The sequence below is a fragment of the Tsukamurella sp. 8F genome (assembly GCF_029167375.1).
GTDB lineage: Bacteria > Actinomycetota > Actinomycetes > Mycobacteriales > Mycobacteriaceae > Tsukamurella.
Genome location: NZ_JARFTP010000014.1, coordinates 14,488 through 35,367, shown reverse-complemented (window position 1 = coordinate 35,367; position 20,880 = coordinate 14,488). Strand labels below are relative to the sequence as shown.

Genomic DNA, 20,880 nt, shown 5'->3' with positions numbered 1-20,880 from the left:
GGTTGACATCTTCGCTATCATTGCCCTAGTGCCAAGGCGAATCGCCGTCGGCACTCTTCGGTTGATCTCCTACGAGACGCTCGTTCCCCTCAGCTCTTGATCGGTTCGAACGTGAAGGACATGTGTGTTCTCGGGAGGGCGGCCACGACATCCCGCGGGGTTCGCCGCCGAAGACATACATGAGAAGCACCGACTTCCGTGGCATCCGTTTCAGCGAAACCGACGTACGTCGCCGGTCCCGCCGCAGGCCCGCTCATCGCGGCTGTTCGGACCGATGCCACGCCCCTCCTGCGGAGGTCGCAGGGTGGGGAGATGAAAGGACATCCGTGACAGATACGGACCTCCTCGGCGCATCCGCCGAGGCACCCGCCGACTCTGCGGCCGCCCCGTCCGCCAGTGCCCGCCGCGCCGATGAGCGCCGCCGGTCCGGCTTGAACGGCATGGTTCTGGCCGAGCTGCGGGCGATCGCCGGCGATATGGGGATCCGCGGGATCTCCGGTATGCGCAAGGGCGATCTCATCGCGGCCATCACCGCCCAGGGTGGCGCAGCCCCCGCCGAGGTGGCCGCGGCGCGCGCCCGCGCCCCGCGCAAGACGACTGCGAAGGACGCGCCGCGGCAGGAGACCGTGCCCAGCGAGGCTCAGGTGCCCGCGGAGCAGGCCGTGAAGGCCGAGTCCCCGGCTGCGGCACCCGCGGTAGCGGACGCCCCGAAGGCCGACGCTCTCGAGACGGACGTGCGCAAGAGCGATGCGCCCAAGACCGATGCCCCCGACGCCGGAGCCGCTGCCGCGGAAGCTTCCGAGGCGGGTCCAGCCGAGGATTCGAACTCCGAGCCGAGTCGGTCCGGGCGGGACGACGCCGGAAATCAGCGCGGCGAGGGCCGCAACCAGCGTGGCCGCCAGCAACAGGGCGACCGTCAGCAGGGTGATCGTCAACAGGGCGACAAGCAGGACCGCCAGCAGGGCGACAAGCAGGACCGCCAGCAGGGCGACAAGCAGGACCGTCAGCAGGGCGAGGGCCGCAACCAGCGCCGACAGAACGGCAACCAGAACCGGGACAACCAGAACCGCGACGGTGGCCAGGGCGGCAACCGCGACGGCGGCAACCGCGGTGACCAGGGCGGCGGCCAGCGCAACAACCAGTCAGGCGACAACGGCCCGGATGACGAAGAGGGCCGCGGTAAGCGCGGACGCCGGTTCCGCGAGCGTCGCCGCGGCGGCCGCGATCGCGGCGGTGACGGCGGCGAGCCGCAGGTCAGTGAGGACGACGTCCTGCAGCCGGTCGCAGGCATCCTGGACGTACTGGACAACTACGCGTTCGTCCGCACCTCGGGCTATATCGCGGGTCCCAACGACGTCTATGTGTCCATGAACATGGTGCGCCGCAACGGCCTGCGCCGCGGCGACGCGATCACCGGTGCCGTGAAGCTGCCTCGCGAGGGCGAGCAGCAGAATCAGCGGCAGAAGTTCAATCCGCTCGTCCGCCTCGATACCGTCAACGGCCTCGAGGTCGATGCGGCGAAGAACCGTCCCGAGTTCAACAAGCTCACGCCGCTCTACCCGAACCAACGTCTCCGCCTGGAGACCGCGCCGAACATCCTCACCACGCGCGTGATCGACCTGATCATGCCGATCGGCAAGGGCCAGCGCGCTCTGATCTCGGCGCCGCCGAAGGCCGGCAAGACCACGATCCTGCAGGACATCGCGAACGCGATCGCCACGAACAACCCCGAGTGCTACCTCATGGTCGTGCTGGTGGACGAGCGCCCGGAGGAGGTCACCGACATGCAGCGCAGCGTGCGCGGCGAGGTGATCAGCTCCACCTTCGACCGGCCGCCGTCGGACCATACGTCCGTTGCCGAGCTCGCGATCGAGCGCGCCAAGCGCCTCGTCGAAACCGGACGGGACGTGGTGGTCCTGCTCGACTCGATCACTCGGCTCGGCCGCGCGTACAACAACTCGAGCCCCGCATCGGGTCGCATCCTGTCCGGCGGTATCGACTCGACCGCCCTGTACCCGCCCAAGCGGTTCCTCGGTGCGGCCCGCAACATCGAGAACGGCGGCTCGCTGACGATCATCGCCACGGCTCTGGTCGAGACCGGATCCACGGGCGACACGGTGATCTTCGAGGAGTTCAAGGGCACTGGCAATGCCGAGCTCAAGCTGGATCGCAAGATCTCCGAGCGGCGCGTGTTCCCCGCGGTAGACGTCGCGGCGTCCAACACTCGCAAGGACGAGCTGATCATGGCTCCCGATGAGGCGACAGTGGTCAACAAGCTGCGCCGCCTGCTCGCGGCGCTCGACAGCCAGCAGTCGATCGAGCTCCTGATCAGCCAGCTGAAGAAGACGCGCACCAACATCGAGTTCCTCATGACGGTGCAGAAGAACAGCGGCTTCGCGGACAGCGAGTAGCGACGAGTGGTGGGGCGGGAATTTCCGCTCCTACTGCGCGTTCTGGCATACTGGACCGCTGATATCGGGTACCGGTTCACCCGCGCCGCCAGGCGACGGGACCCGGCGACCCACAACAGATAAGGACGGCAAGATGAAGAAGGGGATCCACCCCGAGTACGTGACCACCACCGTTCAGTGCGGTTGTGGCAACACGTTCGAGACCCACTCGACCAAGGAGAGCGGCCGCATCGTGGTCGAGGTCTGCTCCCAGTGCCACCCGTTCTACACGGGCAAGCAGAAGATCCTCGATACCGGCGGCCGTGTCGCCCGCTTCGAGAAGCGCTACGGCAAGCGCGCGGCCAAGGCCGACGCCGACAAGTAGCCCCGCAGCCCGACGCCCGTCCTGCTCGACGCAGGCCGGGCGTCGGCCTGTTTCTCGGCCGGACACCGCACACCACCATCCACGCGAAGGAACCCGATGAGCAGCGCGTCACCCTCGGCGATCGACGACATCCTTGCCGAGCACGCCGGACTCGAGCAGCAGATGTCCGATCCGGCGCTGCACAACGATCCGGCCGCAGCGCGCCGCGTAGGCAAGCGGTTCGCGGAACTGGCCCCGATCATGTCGACGTACCGCCGGCTGACATCAGCACAGGACGACCTCGCGGCGGCGCGCGAGCTCGCGGCCGACGACGCATCGTTCGCCGACGAGGTCGCGGACCTCGAGCAGCAGGTGTCGGGGCTCGAGGAGCAGCTGACGGACCAGTTGGCGCCACGCGATCCGCACGACTCCGACGACGTGGTGCTCGAGGTCAAGTCGGGCGAGGGTGGTGAGGAGTCCGCGCTCTTCGCAGGCGACCTGGCGCGCATGTACCTGCGTTATGCGGAGCGCCGGGGCTGGAAGGTCGAGACTCTCGACGCGACCTTCTCCGACCTGGGCGGATACAAGGACGCGACGTTCTCGATCAAGTCGCGCGGGCCCGGCGCCGACGGTGCCATCGACGGTGTATGGGCCCGCATGAAGTTCGAGGGCGGCGTGCACCGCGTGCAGCGCGTCCCCGCCACCGAGAGCCAGGGCCGGATCCACACGTCGGCGGCGGGCGTGCTCGTCTATCCCGAGCCCGACGAGGTCGCCGAGGTCCAGATCGACGAATCGGATCTGCGCGTCGACGTCTACCGCAGCTCGGGCAAGGGCGGCCAGGGCGTGAACACCACCGACTCGGCCGTACGCCTGACGCACCTGCCGACGGGCATCGTCGTCACCTGCCAGAACGAGCGTTCGCAGCTTCAGAACAAGGCTCGCGCGATGGCGGTCCTCGCAGCTCGGTTGCAGGCCCTCGCCGAGGAGGAGGCCGAGGCCGCCGCGTCGGATTCGCGTGCCGCGCAGATCCGCACGGTGGACCGTTCCGAGCGCATCCGCACCTACAACTGGCCCGAGAACCGCATCACCGACCACCGCATCGGGTTCAAGGCGCACAACCTGGACCAGGTCCTAGGCGGCGAGTTGGACCCGCTTCTCGACGCGCTCTCGGCCGCGGACCGGCGGGCGCGCCTCGAGGCGGAGTGACCGCCGGGGGCAGGCCCACCCGGCTGTTGGCGGACGCCGCGGCGCGCCTGGCCGACGCCGATGTACCTTCGCCGCGGGTCGACGCGGAGCTACTGCTCGCGTATGTGCTCGGGGTCCACCGGGGTCGCCTCGCCGCCGCCGACGACGCAACCGCAGAGCAGGCGGCCGAATACGCCGCGCTCGTCGACCGGCGAAGCGCGCGTGAGCCCCTGCAGCACCTCACCGGCCGCGCACCGTTCGGTGGGCTCGAACTGCGGGTCGGCCCGGGCGTGTTCGTGCCGCGTCCCGAGACCGAGCTGCTCGCCGAATGGGCGCGCCGCCGCACGCCCGACGGTGGGCGCATCGTAGACCTCTGTGCCGGCTCGGGTGCGCTCGCCATCCAGCTGGCGACGACGGTGTCAGGCGCCACTGCGGTCGCTGTCGAGCGCGGCCAGGAAGCCCTGAAGTACCTGCACGCCAACGTATCCGAACTGGGCGCAGGACGTGTGCAGGTGATCGCAGCCGATGTCACCGAGCCCGGTCTGCCCGCGCGCATCGCGGATCTGCTCGGCGGCCGGGCCGACGTCGTCGTGTGCAATCCTCCTTACGTGCCGGACGGAGCAGCGCTGGCGCCCGAGGCCGCCGCGGATCCGGTGGAGGCGCTCTTCTCCGGCCCAGACGGGCTCGACCTCATCCGGGAGATCGGGCCCGTGATCGCTGCGATCGCGGTGCCGGGCGCACCCGTGGCGGTCGAGCACGACGACGCGAACGCGGACGGCGTGATGACAGCGCTGACCGCGGCCGGCTTCACCGGCCTGAGGCGCCACCTCGACCTGGCCGGTAGGCCACGTTTCGTGACGGGGAACACGCCGCGGTAGTCTCGTCTGATCGAACGGTGCGAAGGTGCGGAGGAATCATGGGCATCAAAGACGATGTGGCAGACCTGATCACGGCGCCGGGGCGGGTCACCGTCCGGGGGATCGCGGAGGTCCGGGACGTCGAGCGCCAAATGCGCCAGACACTGCACAAGCTCGGCTCCTATCTCGACGCGTTCGGCCCCGTGGTGGATCGCGCGCAGCAGGTGGGGGAGCTGATCGATCGGCTCGGGCCGGTGCTCGACGACCTGCATCAGCTCACCGCCGACGCTCGCAGGATCGCGATCGCCGCCGAGGGGATCGCCGTCAGCGCGGCCGGTATCGACGCGAGTGCGAAGGGGATCGACAGCAATTCGAAGGGTATCGATGAGAGTGCCGCTCTCATCGCCCGTGATGCCGCGACCATCGCGGGCGCTCTGCCGACGGTGGAGCGCCTCACCGACATAGTCACGCCGCTGGACAACACGGTCGAGCGCCTAGGGCGCTTCGTCGACCGCCTGCCCGGCGGGAGGAAGCAGGCCCCCGCCTGAGCCGACGATCGACGGTGGCAGGATTGGCACCGTGAGCATCGCCTATGACTGCACCGATCCGGATTCACGCGCCGCCGGTATAGCCGCTGCCAAGGCCGCGGCCAAGGGTGGGCGGCTCGTCGTGATGCCGACGGATACGCTCTACGGCATAGGCGCGGATGCATTCGACGGCCGCGCCGTCTCGGACCTTCTGGCCGCCAAGCACCGCGGCCCGGACATGCCGGTCGGCGTGCTGGTCGGCTCCTGGAGCACGATCGACGGGCTCGTGTCGACCGTGACCCCGGCGGCTCGGGATTTGACGCGTGCGTTCTGGCCCGGGGCCGTGAGCATCGTCGTGGAGCACGCGCCCAGCCTCGCCTGGGACCTGGGGGATACGCGGGGGACCGTCATGCTGCGCATGCCCCTGCATCCGGTCGCGGTCGAGCTGCTGCGGGAGGTCGGTCCCATGGCCGTGTCCAGCGCGAACGTGTCGGGGCGCGCGCCGGCCGCGACGATGGAGGACGCCCGCGAACAGCTGGGCGACTCGGTCGAGGTGTACCTCGACGGCGGCCCCGCCGAGCACGCGGTGGCGTCGACCATCGTCGACCTGTCCGGGCACAGCCCACGGCTGCTGCGCGAAGGCGCCGTGACCGCCGCGCGCGTGGCGGACGTCCTGGGCGTCGACCCCGACTCGCTCTAGGTACCGCGGGGGCGTCGGCGGCGCGCAGCCACCCCGGAGGGCCACCAGTTCCAGCGCCCGACGAGCGTGGCGATGCCCGGTACCACAACGGTGCGGACCACCATGGTGTCGATGATGAGCCCTGCGCCGATCGTGAAACCCACCTGCGCGGTGTTCCCCGCCGAGGCTGCCGTCAGCGCGAGCATGGTGATGGCGAAGACCGCGCCGGCCGTGGTGATCACGCCCCCGGTGGAGGTCACCGCCTTGATGATCGCGTGACGTGGGGAACCCCGGAGTCCCAGGCGTGAACGAAGGGCCTCGTCGCGTACCCGGGACATCAGTAGGACGTTGTAGTCGGCCGCGACGGACACCAGGATGATGAACGAGAGCGAGGGCACGGCCCAGTGCAGTGGCTGTCGCAGAATATGTTGCCACAGCAGGATACTCAGCCCGAGCGCGGCTGCGAACGACAGAATCGCGCTGCCGACGACGTATATCGGCACCACGAGGCTGCGCACCAGCGCGGCGATGATCACGAACGCCAGCAGGCTGGCCAGTACGACGATGATCACGAGATCGCGCATCGCCATCGAGCGCAGGTCGCGGTACACCGGTGTGAGTCCGGTGACGTCGACGGCGGAGCGGTCCAGGGATGTCCCCCTGACCGCCTGCTGCGCGGCGCGCAGGATGGCGCCGGTGCGCTCCATCGCAGCGGTGCTGAACGGGTCGCCCTGATCGGTGACGATCATGCGGGCCATCTTGCCGTCGGGCGAGACGAAGAGCTTCACCGCGGTCTGGAAGTCAGGTCGATCCATGGCGAACTGCGGTATGTAGAAGCCCCCGCTGGGGCCGGGCGACGTGTTGGTACGGAGCTCATCGAGGTAGCCCCCGGCAGTCGTGAGGCCGGTGCGCATGCGCGAGAGCTGCGATGTCATCTGATTGACTCCACCGTCGACCTGCTGGGATCCGTCTGCGAGCGCTTCGCTGCCCCCGACGAGCCGGTTACCACCGTCGTCGAGCTGATGCAGGCCGGTATTGAGCCGGGTCTGGCCGTCGAGCAGAGCATCGGCTCCGTCGCTTGCCTGCCCCAGGCCAGTATCGAGCCGCTGGAGTCCGTCCGCGAGCTGGCGGCTCCCGTCGGAGAGCTGCTGCACCCCGGTGCGGAGCCGGTCGATCTGCGAGAGTGTCTGTGCCGCGGGCGTGGAGTCGAGGAACTTCAGGAGATTCGCGATCGCTCCGCACATGGGTTGGCTCGCGCAGTTCGGGGTGGATGCGACCTGTGCCCGCAGTGAGGAGAGGAACTGCTGGGGGGCATCGAGAAAACCGAGGTACTGCTGGACGCCGTTCGAGAGCTCGTTTGCGCCGGCGGCGAGGCGATCCGCGCCGTTGCGCAGCTGTGCCGACCCCGTCTTGGCCTGACCGAGACCGGCCGATAGGCGACGGTTGCCGTCGACGAGTTGCTCGGAGCCCGAGACGGCCTGTTTGATTCCACTGCTGAGCTGCTCGGAGCCCGATTTCAGCTGTCCCGCTCCCTTCGCGAGGCGGCCGGTACCGTCGGTCAGCTGCTTGATCCTGGGCTGAGCCTTGTCGAGTTCGCTGACGCCGCCGAACAGCCCGTCGGCCACGACGCCGGCCTGGTAGCCGAGCGAGCTCTCCTTGATCGTCTTGCCCAGTGGGCGGCTCACCGACTGGACGGCCACCACATCCGGTACCTTCGCCACCGCGTCGGCCACCGCCTCCAATGTCGCGTAGTCCTTCGTATTGCGCAGGTCGTGGTCGGCGGTGATGGTCACGTACTGCGGCAACAGCACGTTGCCGTGGTAATGCGCCGCGATGAGCGCGTCGCCGCGATTGCTGTCGGTGTCCTTGGGTTGCGCCGCACGTTCGTCGTAGCTCAGGTGGATAGTCGGGACCGCCGCGGCGAGTAGCACCAGCGCACCGGCCGCGACGGCGAGGACGCGTGCCGGGCTTCGGACGGTGCGGACCCCGATCCAATGCCAGTAGCGCAGCGGCGATTTGCGGGCGCGCGGCTCGAGGAAGCCGAACCGCGCCGCGAGCCGCATCATCGCGGGCGTGAGTGTGAGAGCTGCGAGCAGCGTGACGGCTACGCCGATAGCACAGGGCAGCCCGACCGTGCGGAACAGACCGATCTTGGTCACCACCATGGCCGCGCACGTGAGTGTCACGACGAGTCCCGACGCGATGATCACCGGCGCGATGCGAGTGAAGCCGGTCTCGAGCGCGTCGGCTGCGGGGATGCCGGCGCGCCGTGCCTCGTGGTACCGACTGATGAGGAAGATGGCGTAGTCGGTGCCTGCGCCGAGGACGATGGCAGACAGTAGGGACACGGAGAAGATCGACACCGGCATGCCGTGCAGTCCGAGGAAGGACACGGTGCCGTTCGCCACTGCGAGCGCCAGTCCGATGGTGATCAGCGGGATCGCGACCGCGATGACCGAGCGGTAGACCACGAACAGCACCATCATGATGCACACGATGGTCACGAGAGTGACGATCGGCAGTGACTTCTCGATGCCGGCGAACTCGTCGGAGATCGTAGCGGCGGGGCCCGCCACGAGGGCGGTCAGTCCGGGCGGGCGTGGCAGATCCGAGACGGCAGCACGAACAGCCTTGACCGACGCGACGGCCTTCGACGTCCCCGTATCTCCGGCCAATCGGATCAGTGCGTAGACAGTGGTCTTGTCGGGGCTCAGCGCTGCCGGTGCCGTGGTCGGGTTCCCCCACAGATCCTGCACGGACTGGACATGATCGCGGTCCGTGCCGAGGCGGCCGAGTAGTTGGCGGTAGTACTGCTGGTCCGCCGAGGTGAGCTTCCCGTCCCTATGCAGGATCACGTAGGACGAGCCCGACGAGGTCGACTCGTCGAAGCGGACCCCCATGTTCGTGAGCGCTTGGACGGCAGGCGCGTCCCGCGGGATGAAGTCCGCCGATCGCGTCGCCGCGACGACGTGAATCTGTGGCACAGCGAGATTGAGGATCGCGGCGAGCAACAGCCAGGCCCCGATCGTGAGCAACGGATGGCGGGTCGACAGCCTGCCGGTGCCGAGTGCGGCGCGCGTGAATATCTTCACAATACGATGTGTCCAATGTGTGTGTTGGGCAAAGAGGACGACCTGTCGCTTACGTGACATTCGCGCTGGCCGCTCCGGTGGTCTCTGTTTGTCGAGTCTTGACAGGTTCCGATCTGTCACCTTAACGTGATCTCAGCCACAGCGCAGTAAAAGCGTATTCGCCCGGTGTATTCGCATTCGGGGCCTGACGGGCGTCGTTGACGCGTATGACGTAAGTAGGGGCGTTTCATGGTTAATATCGCGATCGTTGGAATAGGCTGCCAGTTCCCGGGCGGCATCACCGACCCCGAGAGCTTCTGGGACTTTATCGTCGGCAAGGGGGACGCCGTTGTTGAGATCCCTTCCAGCCGTTGGGATGTCGAGCGCTACTACGATCCCGATCCGAGCGCTCCCGGACGCATGTATACGCGGCACGCCGCCTTCGTCGACAGCCCACTCGAGCAGTTCGACCCTGACTTCTTCGGAATCTCGAGGCGCGAAGCCGCGAGTTTGGATCCGCAGCAGCGTCGCCTGCTGCAGGTCGCGTGGGACGCGCTCGACGATGCCGGGATAGCCGGAAAGGTGGCAGGTCGCTCGGTCGGCACTTTCATGGGCGGGTTCACCAACGACAACGCGGTGGGAAAGGCGTCCTCGCACTCGCTCGACCGGATCGATAACTTCGCGGCGACGAGCGCCTCGCAGACGTTGCTGGCCAACCGCCTTTCGCATGCGCTCGATCTACGCGGCCCGAGTATGACCGTCGACACGGCATGCTCGTCATCGCTCGTCGCGACGCATCTCGGCGTCCGAGCGCTCGTGGACGGGGAGTGCGAAGTCGCCCTGGTCGGGGGATCGAACGTCATCTTCCAGCCCGAAACGTTCATCACCATGTGTAAGGGCCGCTTCCTGTCGGTGGACGGCCGCTGCAAGTCCTTCGACGCGTCCGCGGACGGCTACGGGCGTGGCGAAGGCGTCGGCGTCGTGGTGCTCAAGCAACTGGAACAGGCGCAGCGCGACGGCGACCGGATCTACGCGGTGATCCGGGGCAGCGCGGTGAACCAGGATGGGCGCACGCTTGCGCTCCCGGTGCCCAACCCCGACTCCCAGTACGAGCTCGCGATCAAGGTCTGCCGGCAGGCGGGTGTCGATCCGGGCGATGTGGGATACGTCGAGGCGCATGGCACCGGGACCGGTGTGGGTGACCCGCTGGAGGCCGAGGCGCTGGGGCGCGCGTACGGAAAAGCCGACGGGCGCGCGCATCGTCTGCGGATCGGTTCGGTGAAGAACAACTTCGGGCACACCGAGGCGGCGGCCGGCGTCGCGGGCCTCATCAAGGCAGCACTCACCGTGCGAGCGGGAAAGGTTGCGCCGCAGGCGTTCCTCGAGAACCCGAATCCGAATATCGAATTCGACGACCTCGGCCTGACGGTGCCGCTGGAGCCGGAGGACCTGCACGGGCGTTGCGCGGCCGTGAACAGCTTCGGTTACGGCGGTACCAACGCGCATGTGCTGGTCGAACGTGCGCCCGAGTCGGCTCCGTCCGCACCGCACCGCGACGGGGTGCGTGTCTTTCCCGTGTCGGCACGCAGCGAGGAATCGCTGCGTGGGCTCGCGCGCCGCTACAGCGAACTGGTGACACCGAACGGTGATGGCGCCGTTGATGTCTCGGAGCTCAAGACCGCGGTCACGTCCAGGCGTGCCCACCACTTCCTGCGCAGGGGTTTCGTATTCACCGATGCGGACGACCTGGGAAGCCAGCTGGCAGCATTCGGGTCCGGCGACGGGCGAGTGCCGGACCGTGTCCTCGTCGAAGGCGTGCACGCACCGGTCTTCGTGTTCAGCGGGATGGGACCGCAGTGGTGGGGGATGGGGCGAGACCTGCTCGGCGAGCCGGGGCGATTCCGCGACACGGCGCATGCCATCGATCGAGAATTTCGTGAGCTGTCGGGCTGGTCGATCCTGAAGGAGCTGCAGGCGGACCAGGCGTCGTCGAAGGTCACGCGCACCGATATCGCGCAGCCCGCGAACTTCCTCATCCAAGTCGCGCTCGCCGACCACTTCTCGGGCTTCGGGGTGCGTCCGGTCGCCGTGGTGGGGCACAGCGTCGGCGAAGTCGCGGCCGCCTACGTCTGCGGAGCGCTGAGTCTTACCGATGCACTGAAGGTTTCGTACCACCGCTCACGCCTGCAGGCGCTGACCGCCGGCACGGGGGGAATGCTCGCGGTCGGCCTGAGCGTGGACGAGGCGAGACGTCGCTGCGCACCTTTCGGTGAGGCGGTCTCCATCGCCGCGGTGAACGGCGCGGCCACTGTCACGCTGGCAGGACTCGACGAGGCCATAGAAGCGGTGCGAACCGAGCTCACCGGCGACGGCGTGTTCGCACGGCGGCTGCGGGTGGAGGTGCCGTATCACAGCAGGTTGATGGATCCGATCCTCCCGGACCTGGCGGAGGCGTTGGATGGTCTCACCCCACGCGAGGCGTCCATCCCGCTGTACTCCACTGTCACGGGAGGTCTGATCGACGGACCGACCGCCGCGGATCCGCAGTACTGGTGCAGAAACGTCCGCGAGACAGTGCGTTTCGCCGATGCGATCGAGAATCTCGTCGACGAGCACTTCCGTGTCTTCCTCGAGGTGGGCCCCCACCCGGTTCTGGCCGGCAACATCCGCGAGGTCCTCGTGCGCAACAGCCTCGCGGGCGCAGTGGTCCCGACCCTCCACAGAGACAAGGGAGCCGACACGGCGGTGCTCGATGCGCTGGCCGAGCTGTACCAGGCCGGCGCCGTGGACCACCCGGGTGACGCGACGGTCTACGACGAGGCGTCCACCGGGCACATGGACCTACCGCGCTATCCCTGGGCGCACATCGACGTCTGGGAGGAGGATCCGCGCACCCTCGGCTACCGCTACGGCGATGCGAATCGCTATGCACTGCTGGGAGACCGCACCGATTCGCTCGACTCGGAGTGGGAGGTCACCCTGGCGCCGGCGAACCTACCGTGGCTTCGCGATCACAACGTCGGTGGCGCGGTGGTGCTGCCGGGTGCGGCCTACATCGACGCCGCGCTCGCGGCGGCTCGCCAACGCGGCGGTGGCCAGGGATGCGGCGTCGATGCGCTCGCGTTCACGGCTCCCCTCGTGGTCGCCGACCACGACGTCCCGGTGATGCGAGTCGCGGTCGAGGCCGCTTCCAAACGGGTCACCATCAAATCGCGCTCGGCGCACGGGGACATCTGGACCATCCATTCGTGGGGACGTCTGGTCGAGATCGAGTCCGGCGCCGCGAAGATCGATGTCCCGCAGGCATCGGCCGAGGATATCGTCCTGGGCCACGACGAGTTGTACACGGCGATGGCGGCGCTGGGGTTGACGTATGGGCCTGCTTTCCAACGTATTCGGCAGGCGTACGTGACCGGCGACTCCACCTGTGTCGCCGATCTCGACGCGACCGGCCTCGCCGAGGGCGACTTCGTGCCCGCCGCACCACACGTGGTCCACCCCGCGCTGACCGATGCTGCGCTGCAGTGCGCGGCCGTGCTGTTGGCGACCGGCGAAGCCACCGACGAACGTCCCATCGCCTACGTCCCGGCGGCAGTCGAGCGGGTCCGCTTCTACCGTGAGGTCCCAGCGGAGGTTCGTGCCGTCGTCACTCTGGTATCCACGTCGCCACTGCGGGTCGACGCGGCGCTCGTCGGCGACGACGGTGATGTGGTGCTGGCCATGCACGGCGTCGAGTTCGCGCCGATCGGCGTCGGCGCCGACGGTGGCGGTGACCTCGAGCGGCTGTTCTACGAGCGGAGGTGGGACGAGATCGCCGATGACGCGGAGAACGAGCCCGTCGGCACCGGTCTCGCGGTGAACGCCGTCGTCTCGGTCGGCCCGGGGGCGGACACGATCCACGAGGCATTGGCGGGATCTCGCGCGATCGACATCGACTGGAGCGCCGATGTCGACGATGCGGAGCTCGCGCGCGCCGTAACCGAGCGTCTGGCCGAGACGCACGAGCGCGCAGGATATCTGCGCATCGCGGTGGTACCGGGTGCGGGGATGGAGGCGCCCGAACTCGTGTACCGGGTTTCGGTCTTCGCCCGAACGCTGCAGGGCGCCGTGATCGACCGATTCGACAGCGACGCTGGGCGATTCGACGTGCGTGTGGTCGTGATCACCACCGCCGGTGTCGTTGCGGACGGGGACACGGACCTCGATCCGGCGCATGCCGCGCTGATCGGCCTGCGCCGGACGCTCGCCAACGAGCTCAGTCCGATCGTCTGGACGTCCATAGACGTCGACGCCTCCGTCAGCGCCCCCACCCTGGCCGCCGAGCTCTCTCGCGATGCCGATCCGGCCGCTGACGAGATCCGGCTGCGCGGTACGCGCCGATCCGCCGAGGCGCTGGTGCGCTCGTCGAAAGACCTTGCCTCACCGTGGGATCTCCCCGTTCCGGCGGTCGATGAGGATGTGGCCTATGAGGTAGTGCTCCCGCGGACGCGGCTGCTCAAGGATCTGGCGCTGCGGGAGTGCCCTCGGCCCACTCCCGGGCCACGTGAGGTCGAGGTCCGCGTGGACACGGTGGGCCTGAACTACAAGGACGCGCTCAAGGTGCTGGGAATCCTGAGCGAACGCCAGCTCGCGGGGACGTATTTCGGCGTCGTTCCCGGGATGGAGGGGTACGGGACCGTCACCCGGGTCGGTTCGGAGGTGACCGACATCGCGCCGGGCGACCTGATGGCGATGGCCACGCGCGACATCCTGCGCAGGTACGCGATCGTGGATCTCGACGGAGGTGGCTCCTGGGTGTGCCGCCCGCCGGGGGAACTGAAGGAGGATATCGACTTCGACCCGCTCGCGATCGGGTCCGGGCTGCCGTTCCTGACCGCCTTCTACTCCTTCGGGAGCCTGGCGCACCTGGAGCCGGGTGAGACCGTACTCATCCACGGCGCGGCCGGCGGTATGGGCATGGCGGCTGTGCAGGTCGCCCTCAAGATGGGCGCGACCGTCTTCGCGACGGCGAGCACCGACGAGCGCCGCGACGAGGTTCGCAGACTCGGCGTCGAGCACGTCTTCGACTCCCGATCGTCGGCGTTCGTAGAGCAGATCCTCGCCCGTACCGACGGCGTCGGAGTGGACGTCGTCTACAACTCGATGCCGGGGGAGGTGATCAATCAGAACCTGACGGCCGCAGCAGAGTTCGCGCGAATCATCGAGCTGGGCAAGGCGGACGTCTACTTCGGCGGTGTGATGGACCTCCGCCCGTTCGCCAAGAATCTCGCGTTCTACGCGGTCGATATGGATCGGCTACTGGCGGCGCGCCCGACGAAGTTCAAGGCGCTGATGCGAGAGGCCGTGGAGTTCCTGTCGCGCGGCGAGGTCGTTCCGCTGCCGTACGCGCGCTACCCGATCAGTGAGCTGGCCTCGGCTTTCGAGGTCGTTCTCCGTGGATCCCAGGTGGGTCGCGTGGTGCTGGACATGCGCGGCGAGGCGCCAGATCTGCTGCCGCAGAGGCCGCCGACGCTGCCCGTCAGCTCGCGAGCCACGTACCTGATCACGGGCGGGCTCGGTGCGTTCGGGCTGGCGACCGCCCGCGCGCTCGTCGCCCGCGGCGCCAAACGGATCGTATTGGCCGGCCGAAGGGGCGTGCCGGACGAGGAGGTCAGCAGGTACCTCGAGCTCGTTGCTCGCCGTGGCGTCGAGATCATATGCGCCGCGGTCGATATAAGTGACCGCGACTCGGTCGCCACGCTTCTCGACGACATCGCGGACACCGACCGTCCCCTGCGGGGCGTCTTCCACACGGCGGGGGTGATCGACGACCAGCCGGTTGCCGATATGACCTACGACGCGGTGCGATCCGTGCTGGCGCCCAAGATCGCCGGAGCACTGGCGCTCGACGCGGAGATCTCCCGCCGCAGTTGGGAGCTCGACGCTTTCGTGCTGTACTCGTCGATCAGTGCGATCACGGGCACGGTTCCGCAGGCGGCCTACGCCGCGGCGAACGCGGCGCTGGACTCGTTCGCAGCCTGGCGGCGTTCGCGCGGTCTGGCGGCGACCTCGGTGAACTGGGGGGCCATGTCCGGTGGTGGCATGGCCGAGAACTCGCTCGCCGTGACCAAATACCTGGAACTGCTGGGCTTCAATCCGATCGATCTCGACGAGGGGGCCGGGCTGCTGTTCGAGGCCTCGCGGTTCGACCTCTCCAACATGGTCATCGCGGACGTCGACTGGTCCACATGGCGGGTCAGTGCGCGTGCCGCCGCGCAGAGTGCGCGATTCGCGGCCGTGGTCGACGAGGAGCCACCGTCCTCGCAAGCGGTCGCGGCTCGCCAGGCGATCCTCGGACTGCCCGACGAGGAGCGCGTCCCGGCCGTTGTGAAGGTGATCGTGCAGCAACTGTCCGAGGTCCTCGGCATCGAGGAGGAGGGCATCGACACCAAGGGACCGATCGCGGATCTCGGGATCGATTCGGTCATGGCCGTGGAGTTCGGTGCGCGCGTCCAGAAGCAGCTGGATATCCAGGTCACCATGTTCCAGTTCACCGGCGACCTCACGATCGAAGCGATCGGGTCTCGGGTCGTGAAACTCATCGCGCAAGAACAGGAACAGGTGGAAGGCGCATGACGAACACAGCTCAGAAGAAGGCGCACGCCAAGTGGTGGTGGCCCGCCGGCGAGTACCGCGGAGGGCGGCCCTCCGTCTTCTTCTTCGGAGGTGCCGGAGTCGAGATGGCTTGGGCGGCAAACCCGTTGATCCCGCTTATCGGTGACTACGACTTCGCCTCCTGGCGCATGCCGGGACGTGGCACCCGTTCTGATGAGCCCGATCCGACCAGCATGCGGGAGCTGGGGCGTGAGATCGCGCAGTCGATCGCGGAGATCGCCCCGGTGCGCCCGGTGCTCAGCGGTCACAGTTTCGGGGGTTACGTCGGCTATGCCGCCACCCAGGAACTGGAGAAGCTGGGTATCGAGGTCGGCCGGTTCGTTCCGATCGTGGCCGCCTGCCCGACCGAGTTCAGGCTCGGCTCCGTCTACACGCACATGCGTGGCGGACCGTTCAAGTACGCCAGCCAGCGGATCGCGGAGGCCGACGACATCGGATTGTTGCCCCCTGAGCTGGGCGACGAGAATCTGAAAGAGAGTCTGCGCCATACCGTCGCGGTTGATTTCGCTCTGGGATTCGGAGCCCTGCGGCACACGCCGATAGCCGCCGGTATCACCGACATATCCGCCTCCGATGACACGCAGCTGAAGATCTCACACCCCAAGCGCTGGAAGCGCTTCACCAAAGGGGAGTTCGATTCGATCCTGACGACCGGCGACCATCTGTTCTACCGCGAGCACCCCGAGATCATCGCCGTCGCATGGGAGCGCGAGGGCGAACTCGCGTACAGCAGCGTGATGTGACCGCACCAGCGTGATGTGACCACACCGGACCTCGCCGATTCGGAACGTTGACAGCCCGCTCCTACGCAGTGGCCGATACTAGTCCGCCGGGCCCGTGTGGCCGTACCTCTCGCGCCAGCGCGGCACGATCGTGCACACGAGGGCGCACAGCAGGCCGGCCGCGAACAGCGGCGCGACCACGGTCACCGGGAACAGTGTCGACGCGGCAGCCGACAGGCCCAGCACCGCGACCCAGAGGTAGATGACGAGCACTACGCGGCGCTGGCTGTGCCCCAGGCCCAGCAGCCGGTGGTGCAGGTGCATCTTGTCCGCGGTGAACGGGCTGACGCCGGCGCGTGTGCGGCGCACGACGGCGAGCAGCAGGTCCAGCATCGGCACGAACATGATGGCGACGGCCAGCAGCAGCGGCAGCAGCAGCGTGAAGATGTCCGTTGCGCCATAGGCGTTCTGGGAGATGCGGCCGGACGCCGAGGTCGACGCGGCCGCTAGCGTGAGCCCCAACAGCATCGAGCCGGAGTCGCCCATGAAGATGCGTGCGGGCTGGAAGTTGTGCGGGAGGAAGCCGATACAGGCTCCGAAGAGGGCGGCCGCGATGAGCGCCGGGGGATACGACGGTGCGTCCCCGCCCGAGTCGCGCATGAGGCCTACGGAGAACAGCAGGATCGCGAGCGCCGCGATCGCCGCGACGCCGGCGAGCAGACCGTCGAGCCCGTCGATGAAGTTCATGGCGTTCACGGTCGCCGCCGTGATGAGTACAGTGACCAGACCGGCCTGCAACTGGTCGAGCAGCACCGTCGTGTTCAACACGGGCAGGTAGATCACGTTCCATGCGACGCCCATGACGACGAGTACGCCGGCGGCGGTGATCTGGCCTACCAGCTTGGTCAAAGCGTCTATGCCCCAACGATCGTCGATGATACCGACGACGACGATCACGCCTCCGGCGACGAGGACCGCAGGTGCATCTCTCGTATAGGTGAAGCCTCGTGTGAGGGCCGGTAGCTGGGCGGCGAGGAATATACCGGCGACGAGCCCGAAGTAGATGCCCACGCCGCCGAGGCGGGGCGTCGGGACGGTGTGGACGTCGCGTGTGCGGGGTACCGCGACTGCCCCGAACCGCGTCGCCGCCACGCGAACGACCGAGGTGGCGAGGAAGGACACCACTGCCGCGGTGAGGCCCACCACCAGTAGTTCACGCATCGGGACGCCGGTACCGGATGGGTCGATCGGGATCCCACCTGCTGCCAGCATTCGCACCCGTGCGAATCTACCCGTGCGCTAGGGTGCCACTGCGCCCGACCGGCGCGTATCCAGCACCAAAATTCGGCCCACCTGCGCCGATACGATTTCTATCAGGTTCGTCACAGGCGATAGAAGTCCCACAGACCCCGTCTGCAACACGAGTTCGCTAAGCGTGCCGATGTGCGTCGGGAACCTGAGAGTTAGATATAGTGTGCTCGGTCATATGCCTGAGAAGTTGTCTCTCAGGTCACAGAGGGCCAGCTCGAGAGGGGAAACATCCGGTGACACAAGCTGCTGTGCCGGCAAAACGGCCGTCGGCGTTCTCGATCCTGAGAAAGAACTTCTCGACCACCATCGTCGACTCGGTCCGCACCATGGGTCGGACCGTCCGGATGTTCTTCACGACCCTGACCGCGATGGTCACGGACACGCTGAAGCTCCAGTTGCAGTGGAAGGAGGCGTTCTTCCAGCTCTGGTACATGATCGGCGTCGCCACCCTGCCCGCCGTCCTGATCGCGATCCCGTTCGGGATGATCGTCTCGATCCAGGTCGGCAACATCATCCACCAGCTCGGCGCCGACTCCCTCGCGGGCGCGGCCTCGGGCCTCGCGGTCATCGCGCAGGGCGCGCCGATCGCGACCGCGCTGCTGCTGGCAGGCGCCGGCGCCTCCGCGATCGCGGCCGACCTGGGTGCCCGCACCATCCGTGAAGAGACGGACGCGATGCGGGTCATGGGTATCAACCCGATCAACCGTCTGGTCGTCCCGCGACTCATCGCGGCATGGATCGTGTCCCCGCTGCTGAACATCCTCATCATCGTGATCGGCACGCTCTCCGGCTATTTCGTCGCCGTCGGCTCGCAGGGCGTCACGCCCGGCGCCTTCTGGCTGTCCTTCGGTTCGTTCGCGCACCCGGTCGACGTATGGATCTCCATCGTCAAGTCGATCATCTTCGGAACGATCGTCGCGATCATCGGTTGCCAGCGCGGCCTCGAGGCGAAGGGTGGATCGCGCGGCGTCGCCGACGGCGTGAACTCCACCGTCGTCCTGTCCTTCGTCGTCATCTTCACCATGAACCTGGTGCTGACACAGGTGACGACGGTCTTCTTCCCGATTCAGGTGGGCTGATCACATGGCAACCGTCTATCGCCCACGGGGCACCCGCTGGTTCTTCAAGGCCGCCGGCGCCTTCGGCGGCGTCTGGGCACCGTTCGAGCTCTTCGGCCACGTCATCTCGTTCGTCGCCGAAGTCATCCGGACGATCCCGCACTGCCTGAAGCACTACCGGTCGCAGGTGATGTACATCCTCACGGACATCACCTGGGGCCGCGGCGCCCTGGTCGTCGGCGGCGGAACCGCCCCGGTGCTCGCGGTGCTCGGTATCGCGGTCGGCGGCACCGTCGCGGTGCAGGGCTACCAGATCCTCAACATGCTCGGTATGGGTCCGCTGACCGCCGTGGTCGCGGCCTTCGCCAACACGCGTGAGTTCGCCCCCATCCTGGCGGGCGTCGGCTTCGCCGCCCAGGCCGGCTGCCGCATGACGGCGGAGATCGGCGCCATGCGCATCAACGAGGAGATCGACGCGCTCGAGTCCCTCGGCCTGCGCTCGGTATCCTTCGTCGTCACGACCCGCGTCATCGCGGGCCTCGTCGCGGTCATCCCGGTGTACCTGATCACGCTGATCCTCAGCTGGGTGTCCTGTACCTGGTTGGTGACGACGGTGTACGCGATGCCCTCGGGCACGTACGCGCACTATTTCTCGCAGTTCGTCAGTGCCTCCGACATCATCTTCTCGATCATCAAGGTGGCCGTGTTCCTGGTGGTGATCATCATGATCCACTGCTATCAGGGCTTTTTCGCTTCCGGTGGTCCGGAGGGCGTGGGTACGGCATCTGGTCGCGCGATCCGTGCGAGCCTGGTGTCCCTCGTCATCCTGGACCTCGTGATGACCGTCGTTCTCTGGGGTATCAGCTCCCCGGTCGAGTTCAAGGGGTAAGGCCATGGGAGTCGTATCCGTACCCGGCATGTCGATCGACAAGTCGGTCCTGCGCAGACGCGGAATCATCTTCGTAGTCGTCGTCGCGGTCATCTTGTTGGTGATCTACCTGGTCCAGCACTTCTGGCCGAAGAACGACTTCGACCTGACGCTGCGGACGCCGAACGTCGCGGCCGGCATCGTGGCCGGGGCCCCGGTCAAGATGAACGGCTTCGAGATCGGCAAGGTGGGCGAGGTGCGCAGCCTGGGCAACGGGCAGCAGGGCGTCGATCTGGTGCTCGAGCCGGCCAAGACCAAGGGCATAACCGACAGCGTCGAGGCGGCCTTCTCGGCCGGCAACCTGTTCGGCGTCTCCGAGGTCGAGCTGATCCCGCATCCGGGCGGCTCCTCGCTCAAGAGCGGCGCGCAGCTCACCCCGCAGCGGCAGATCACCGACAACTCCGTGTCGAACATGATCACCACGCTCGGCGACGTGAACTCCGACGCGATCCGTCCGCATATGGGCGAGATCCTGCGGAACGTGGATGCGTCGACCAAGGCGATGCTCCCGCTCACCACGGCGTTGGGCAATGTCGCGCAGGCCGTCCAGGACACGCAGAAGCTGTCCACCGCCGAGACGTTCCCCCAGATCGCACGCGCGATCCAGGCGGCGGACGGTACGGCGGCCGCGATGCTGCCCGCGGTGCAGAACCTGTTCGACCTCGATCTGGTGCACAACCAGGCGTACGTGCAGCGCACGCTCGCCACGGAGGACGCGCTGACCAACCACACGGACAGCCTCACGGCGCGGCTTCAGCAGCTCCTCAACCCCGCTAGTGTGCAGGGGCTCGCGAAGGCGGCGCCGCTTGTCACCGGGACGATGCAGATGCTGCTGCAGCTGTTCCCGAATGCAGGCACGCTCGGCATCCAGTTGGGACAGGTGATGAACAACGTCCGCGCCGCGATGCCGGTCGTGGGTGCCGGACCGGTGCTCAACGTGAACCTGTCCGTCGACGTTCCCGCGCTGGGCGCGGCACTGCCGCCGATTCCCACCTTCCAGGTCGTGCAGCCGGCTAAGCCCGGACCGACCGCGGGTGGGCGCCAGCCGGCAGCGAAGCCGAGCGCCGGCGCGGCCGTGAAGCCGTCGGCAAAGAACGTGCCCACTTCGACCGCCAAGGCAGGGAACTGAGCAGA

Annotated in this window: 13 protein-coding genes; 11 read left to right on the top strand and 2 right to left on the bottom strand. The window is 67.7% G+C overall.

The genetic code is table 11. The annotated features are described in order from the left end of the window. Positions 1–326 precede the first annotated feature (326 nt). From rho to P0W64_RS12575, 6 genes are all read left to right on the top strand, one after another. Entirely contained in the window at positions 327–2,411 is a 2,085-nt protein-coding gene (gene rho / locus P0W64_RS12600; protein ID WP_275480473.1) for a transcription termination factor Rho, read from the top strand. Between the two features lie 133 nt (positions 2,412–2,544). Further along, a complete protein-coding gene (gene rpmE, locus P0W64_RS12595; RefSeq protein WP_275480472.1) occupies positions 2,545–2,775 on the top strand; it encodes a 50S ribosomal protein L31 in 231 nt (76 codons plus the stop codon). A gap of 96 nt (positions 2,776–2,871) precedes the next feature. Then, on the top strand, positions 2,872–3,960 hold the full coding sequence (gene prfA / locus P0W64_RS12590) for a peptide chain release factor 1 (RefSeq protein ID WP_275480471.1): 1,089 nt from the start codon (positions 2,872–2,874) through the stop codon (positions 3,958–3,960). Next, positions 3,957–4,817, top strand: coding sequence for a peptide chain release factor N(5)-glutamine methyltransferase (prmC, locus tag P0W64_RS12585; protein ID WP_275480470.1), 861 nt, complete (start codon positions 3,957–3,959; stop codon positions 4,815–4,817). The genes prfA and prmC overlap by 4 nt, the downstream gene beginning before the upstream one ends. Positions 4,818–4,855: 38 nt before the next feature. Then, a complete protein-coding gene (locus P0W64_RS12580) occupies positions 4,856–5,344 on the top strand; it encodes a hypothetical protein (protein ID WP_275480469.1) in 489 nt (162 codons plus the stop codon). 31 nt (positions 5,345–5,375) lie between these two features. After that, positions 5,376–6,023 (top strand): L-threonylcarbamoyladenylate synthase, encoded by a 648-nt coding sequence (locus tag P0W64_RS12575; RefSeq protein ID WP_275480468.1) that lies wholly within the window; start codon positions 5,376–5,378, stop codon positions 6,021–6,023. On the opposite strand, the gene P0W64_RS12570 is transcribed toward P0W64_RS12575, so the two are convergent. Beyond that, positions 6,020–9,094: an RND family transporter gene (locus P0W64_RS12570; protein ID WP_275480467.1), complete on the bottom strand. Its 3,075-nt coding sequence runs from the start codon at positions 9,092–9,094 to the stop codon at positions 6,020–6,022. The genes P0W64_RS12575 and P0W64_RS12570 overlap by 4 nt on opposite strands. 228 nt (positions 9,095–9,322) lie before the next feature. Between P0W64_RS12570 and P0W64_RS12565 the strand changes: the two genes are divergently transcribed. Continuing rightward, entirely contained in the window at positions 9,323–15,688 is a 6,366-nt protein-coding gene (locus P0W64_RS12565; RefSeq protein WP_275480466.1) for a type I polyketide synthase, read from the top strand. Next, a complete protein-coding gene (locus P0W64_RS12560; protein WP_275480465.1) occupies positions 15,685–16,470 on the top strand; it encodes an alpha/beta fold hydrolase in 786 nt (261 codons plus the stop codon). Before P0W64_RS12565 ends, P0W64_RS12560 begins: the two co-directional genes overlap by 4 nt. 78 nt (positions 16,471–16,548) lie before the next feature. On the opposite strand, the gene P0W64_RS12555 is transcribed toward P0W64_RS12560, so the two are convergent. Next, complete coding sequence (locus P0W64_RS12555; RefSeq protein WP_275480538.1) at positions 16,549–17,721, bottom strand: MraY family glycosyltransferase; 1,173 nt, start codon at positions 17,719–17,721, stop codon at positions 16,549–16,551. 272 nt (positions 17,722–17,993) lie between these two features. On the opposite strand from P0W64_RS12555, the gene P0W64_RS12550 reads away from it, so the two are divergent. Genes P0W64_RS12550 through P0W64_RS12540 form a run of 3 tightly spaced genes read left to right on the top strand, consistent with a single transcriptional unit; the run spans position 17,994 to position 20,875 of the window. Next, positions 17,994–18,839, top strand: coding sequence for an ABC transporter permease (locus P0W64_RS12550; RefSeq protein ID WP_275480464.1), 846 nt, complete (start codon positions 17,994–17,996; stop codon positions 18,837–18,839). 4 nt (positions 18,840–18,843) lie between these two features. Then, the gene (locus tag P0W64_RS12545) at positions 18,844–19,707 is read left to right on the top strand and encodes an ABC transporter permease (RefSeq protein ID WP_275480463.1); all 864 of its coding nucleotides are present in this window, start codon (positions 18,844–18,846) and stop codon (positions 19,705–19,707) included. Positions 19,708–19,711: 4 nt separating this feature from the next. Continuing rightward, on the top strand, positions 19,712–20,875 hold the full coding sequence (locus P0W64_RS12540; protein WP_275480462.1) for an MlaD family protein: 1,164 nt from the start codon (positions 19,712–19,714) through the stop codon (positions 20,873–20,875). Positions 20,876–20,880 lie beyond the last annotated feature (5 nt).

Coding starts and splice junctions, on each gene's coding strand:
- rpmE (WP_275480472.1), top strand. CDS start 2,545: ATGAAGAAGGGGATCCACCCCGAGTACGTGACCACCACCGTTCAGTGC.
- prfA (WP_275480471.1), top strand. CDS start 2,872: ATGAGCAGCGCGTCACCCTCGGCGATCGACGACATCCTTGCCGAGCAC.
- P0W64_RS12580 (WP_275480469.1), top strand. CDS start 4,856: ATGGGCATCAAAGACGATGTGGCAGACCTGATCACGGCGCCGGGGCGG.
- P0W64_RS12565 (WP_275480466.1), top strand. CDS start 9,323: ATGGTTAATATCGCGATCGTTGGAATAGGCTGCCAGTTCCCGGGCGGC.
- P0W64_RS12560 (WP_275480465.1), top strand. CDS start 15,685: ATGACGAACACAGCTCAGAAGAAGGCGCACGCCAAGTGGTGGTGGCCC.
- P0W64_RS12555 (WP_275480538.1), bottom strand. CDS start 17,721: ATGCTGGCAGCAGGTGGGATCCCGATCGACCCATCCGGTACCGGCGTC.
- P0W64_RS12545 (WP_275480463.1), top strand. CDS start 18,844: ATGGCAACCGTCTATCGCCCACGGGGCACCCGCTGGTTCTTCAAGGCC.
- P0W64_RS12540 (WP_275480462.1), top strand. CDS start 19,712: ATGGGAGTCGTATCCGTACCCGGCATGTCGATCGACAAGTCGGTCCTG.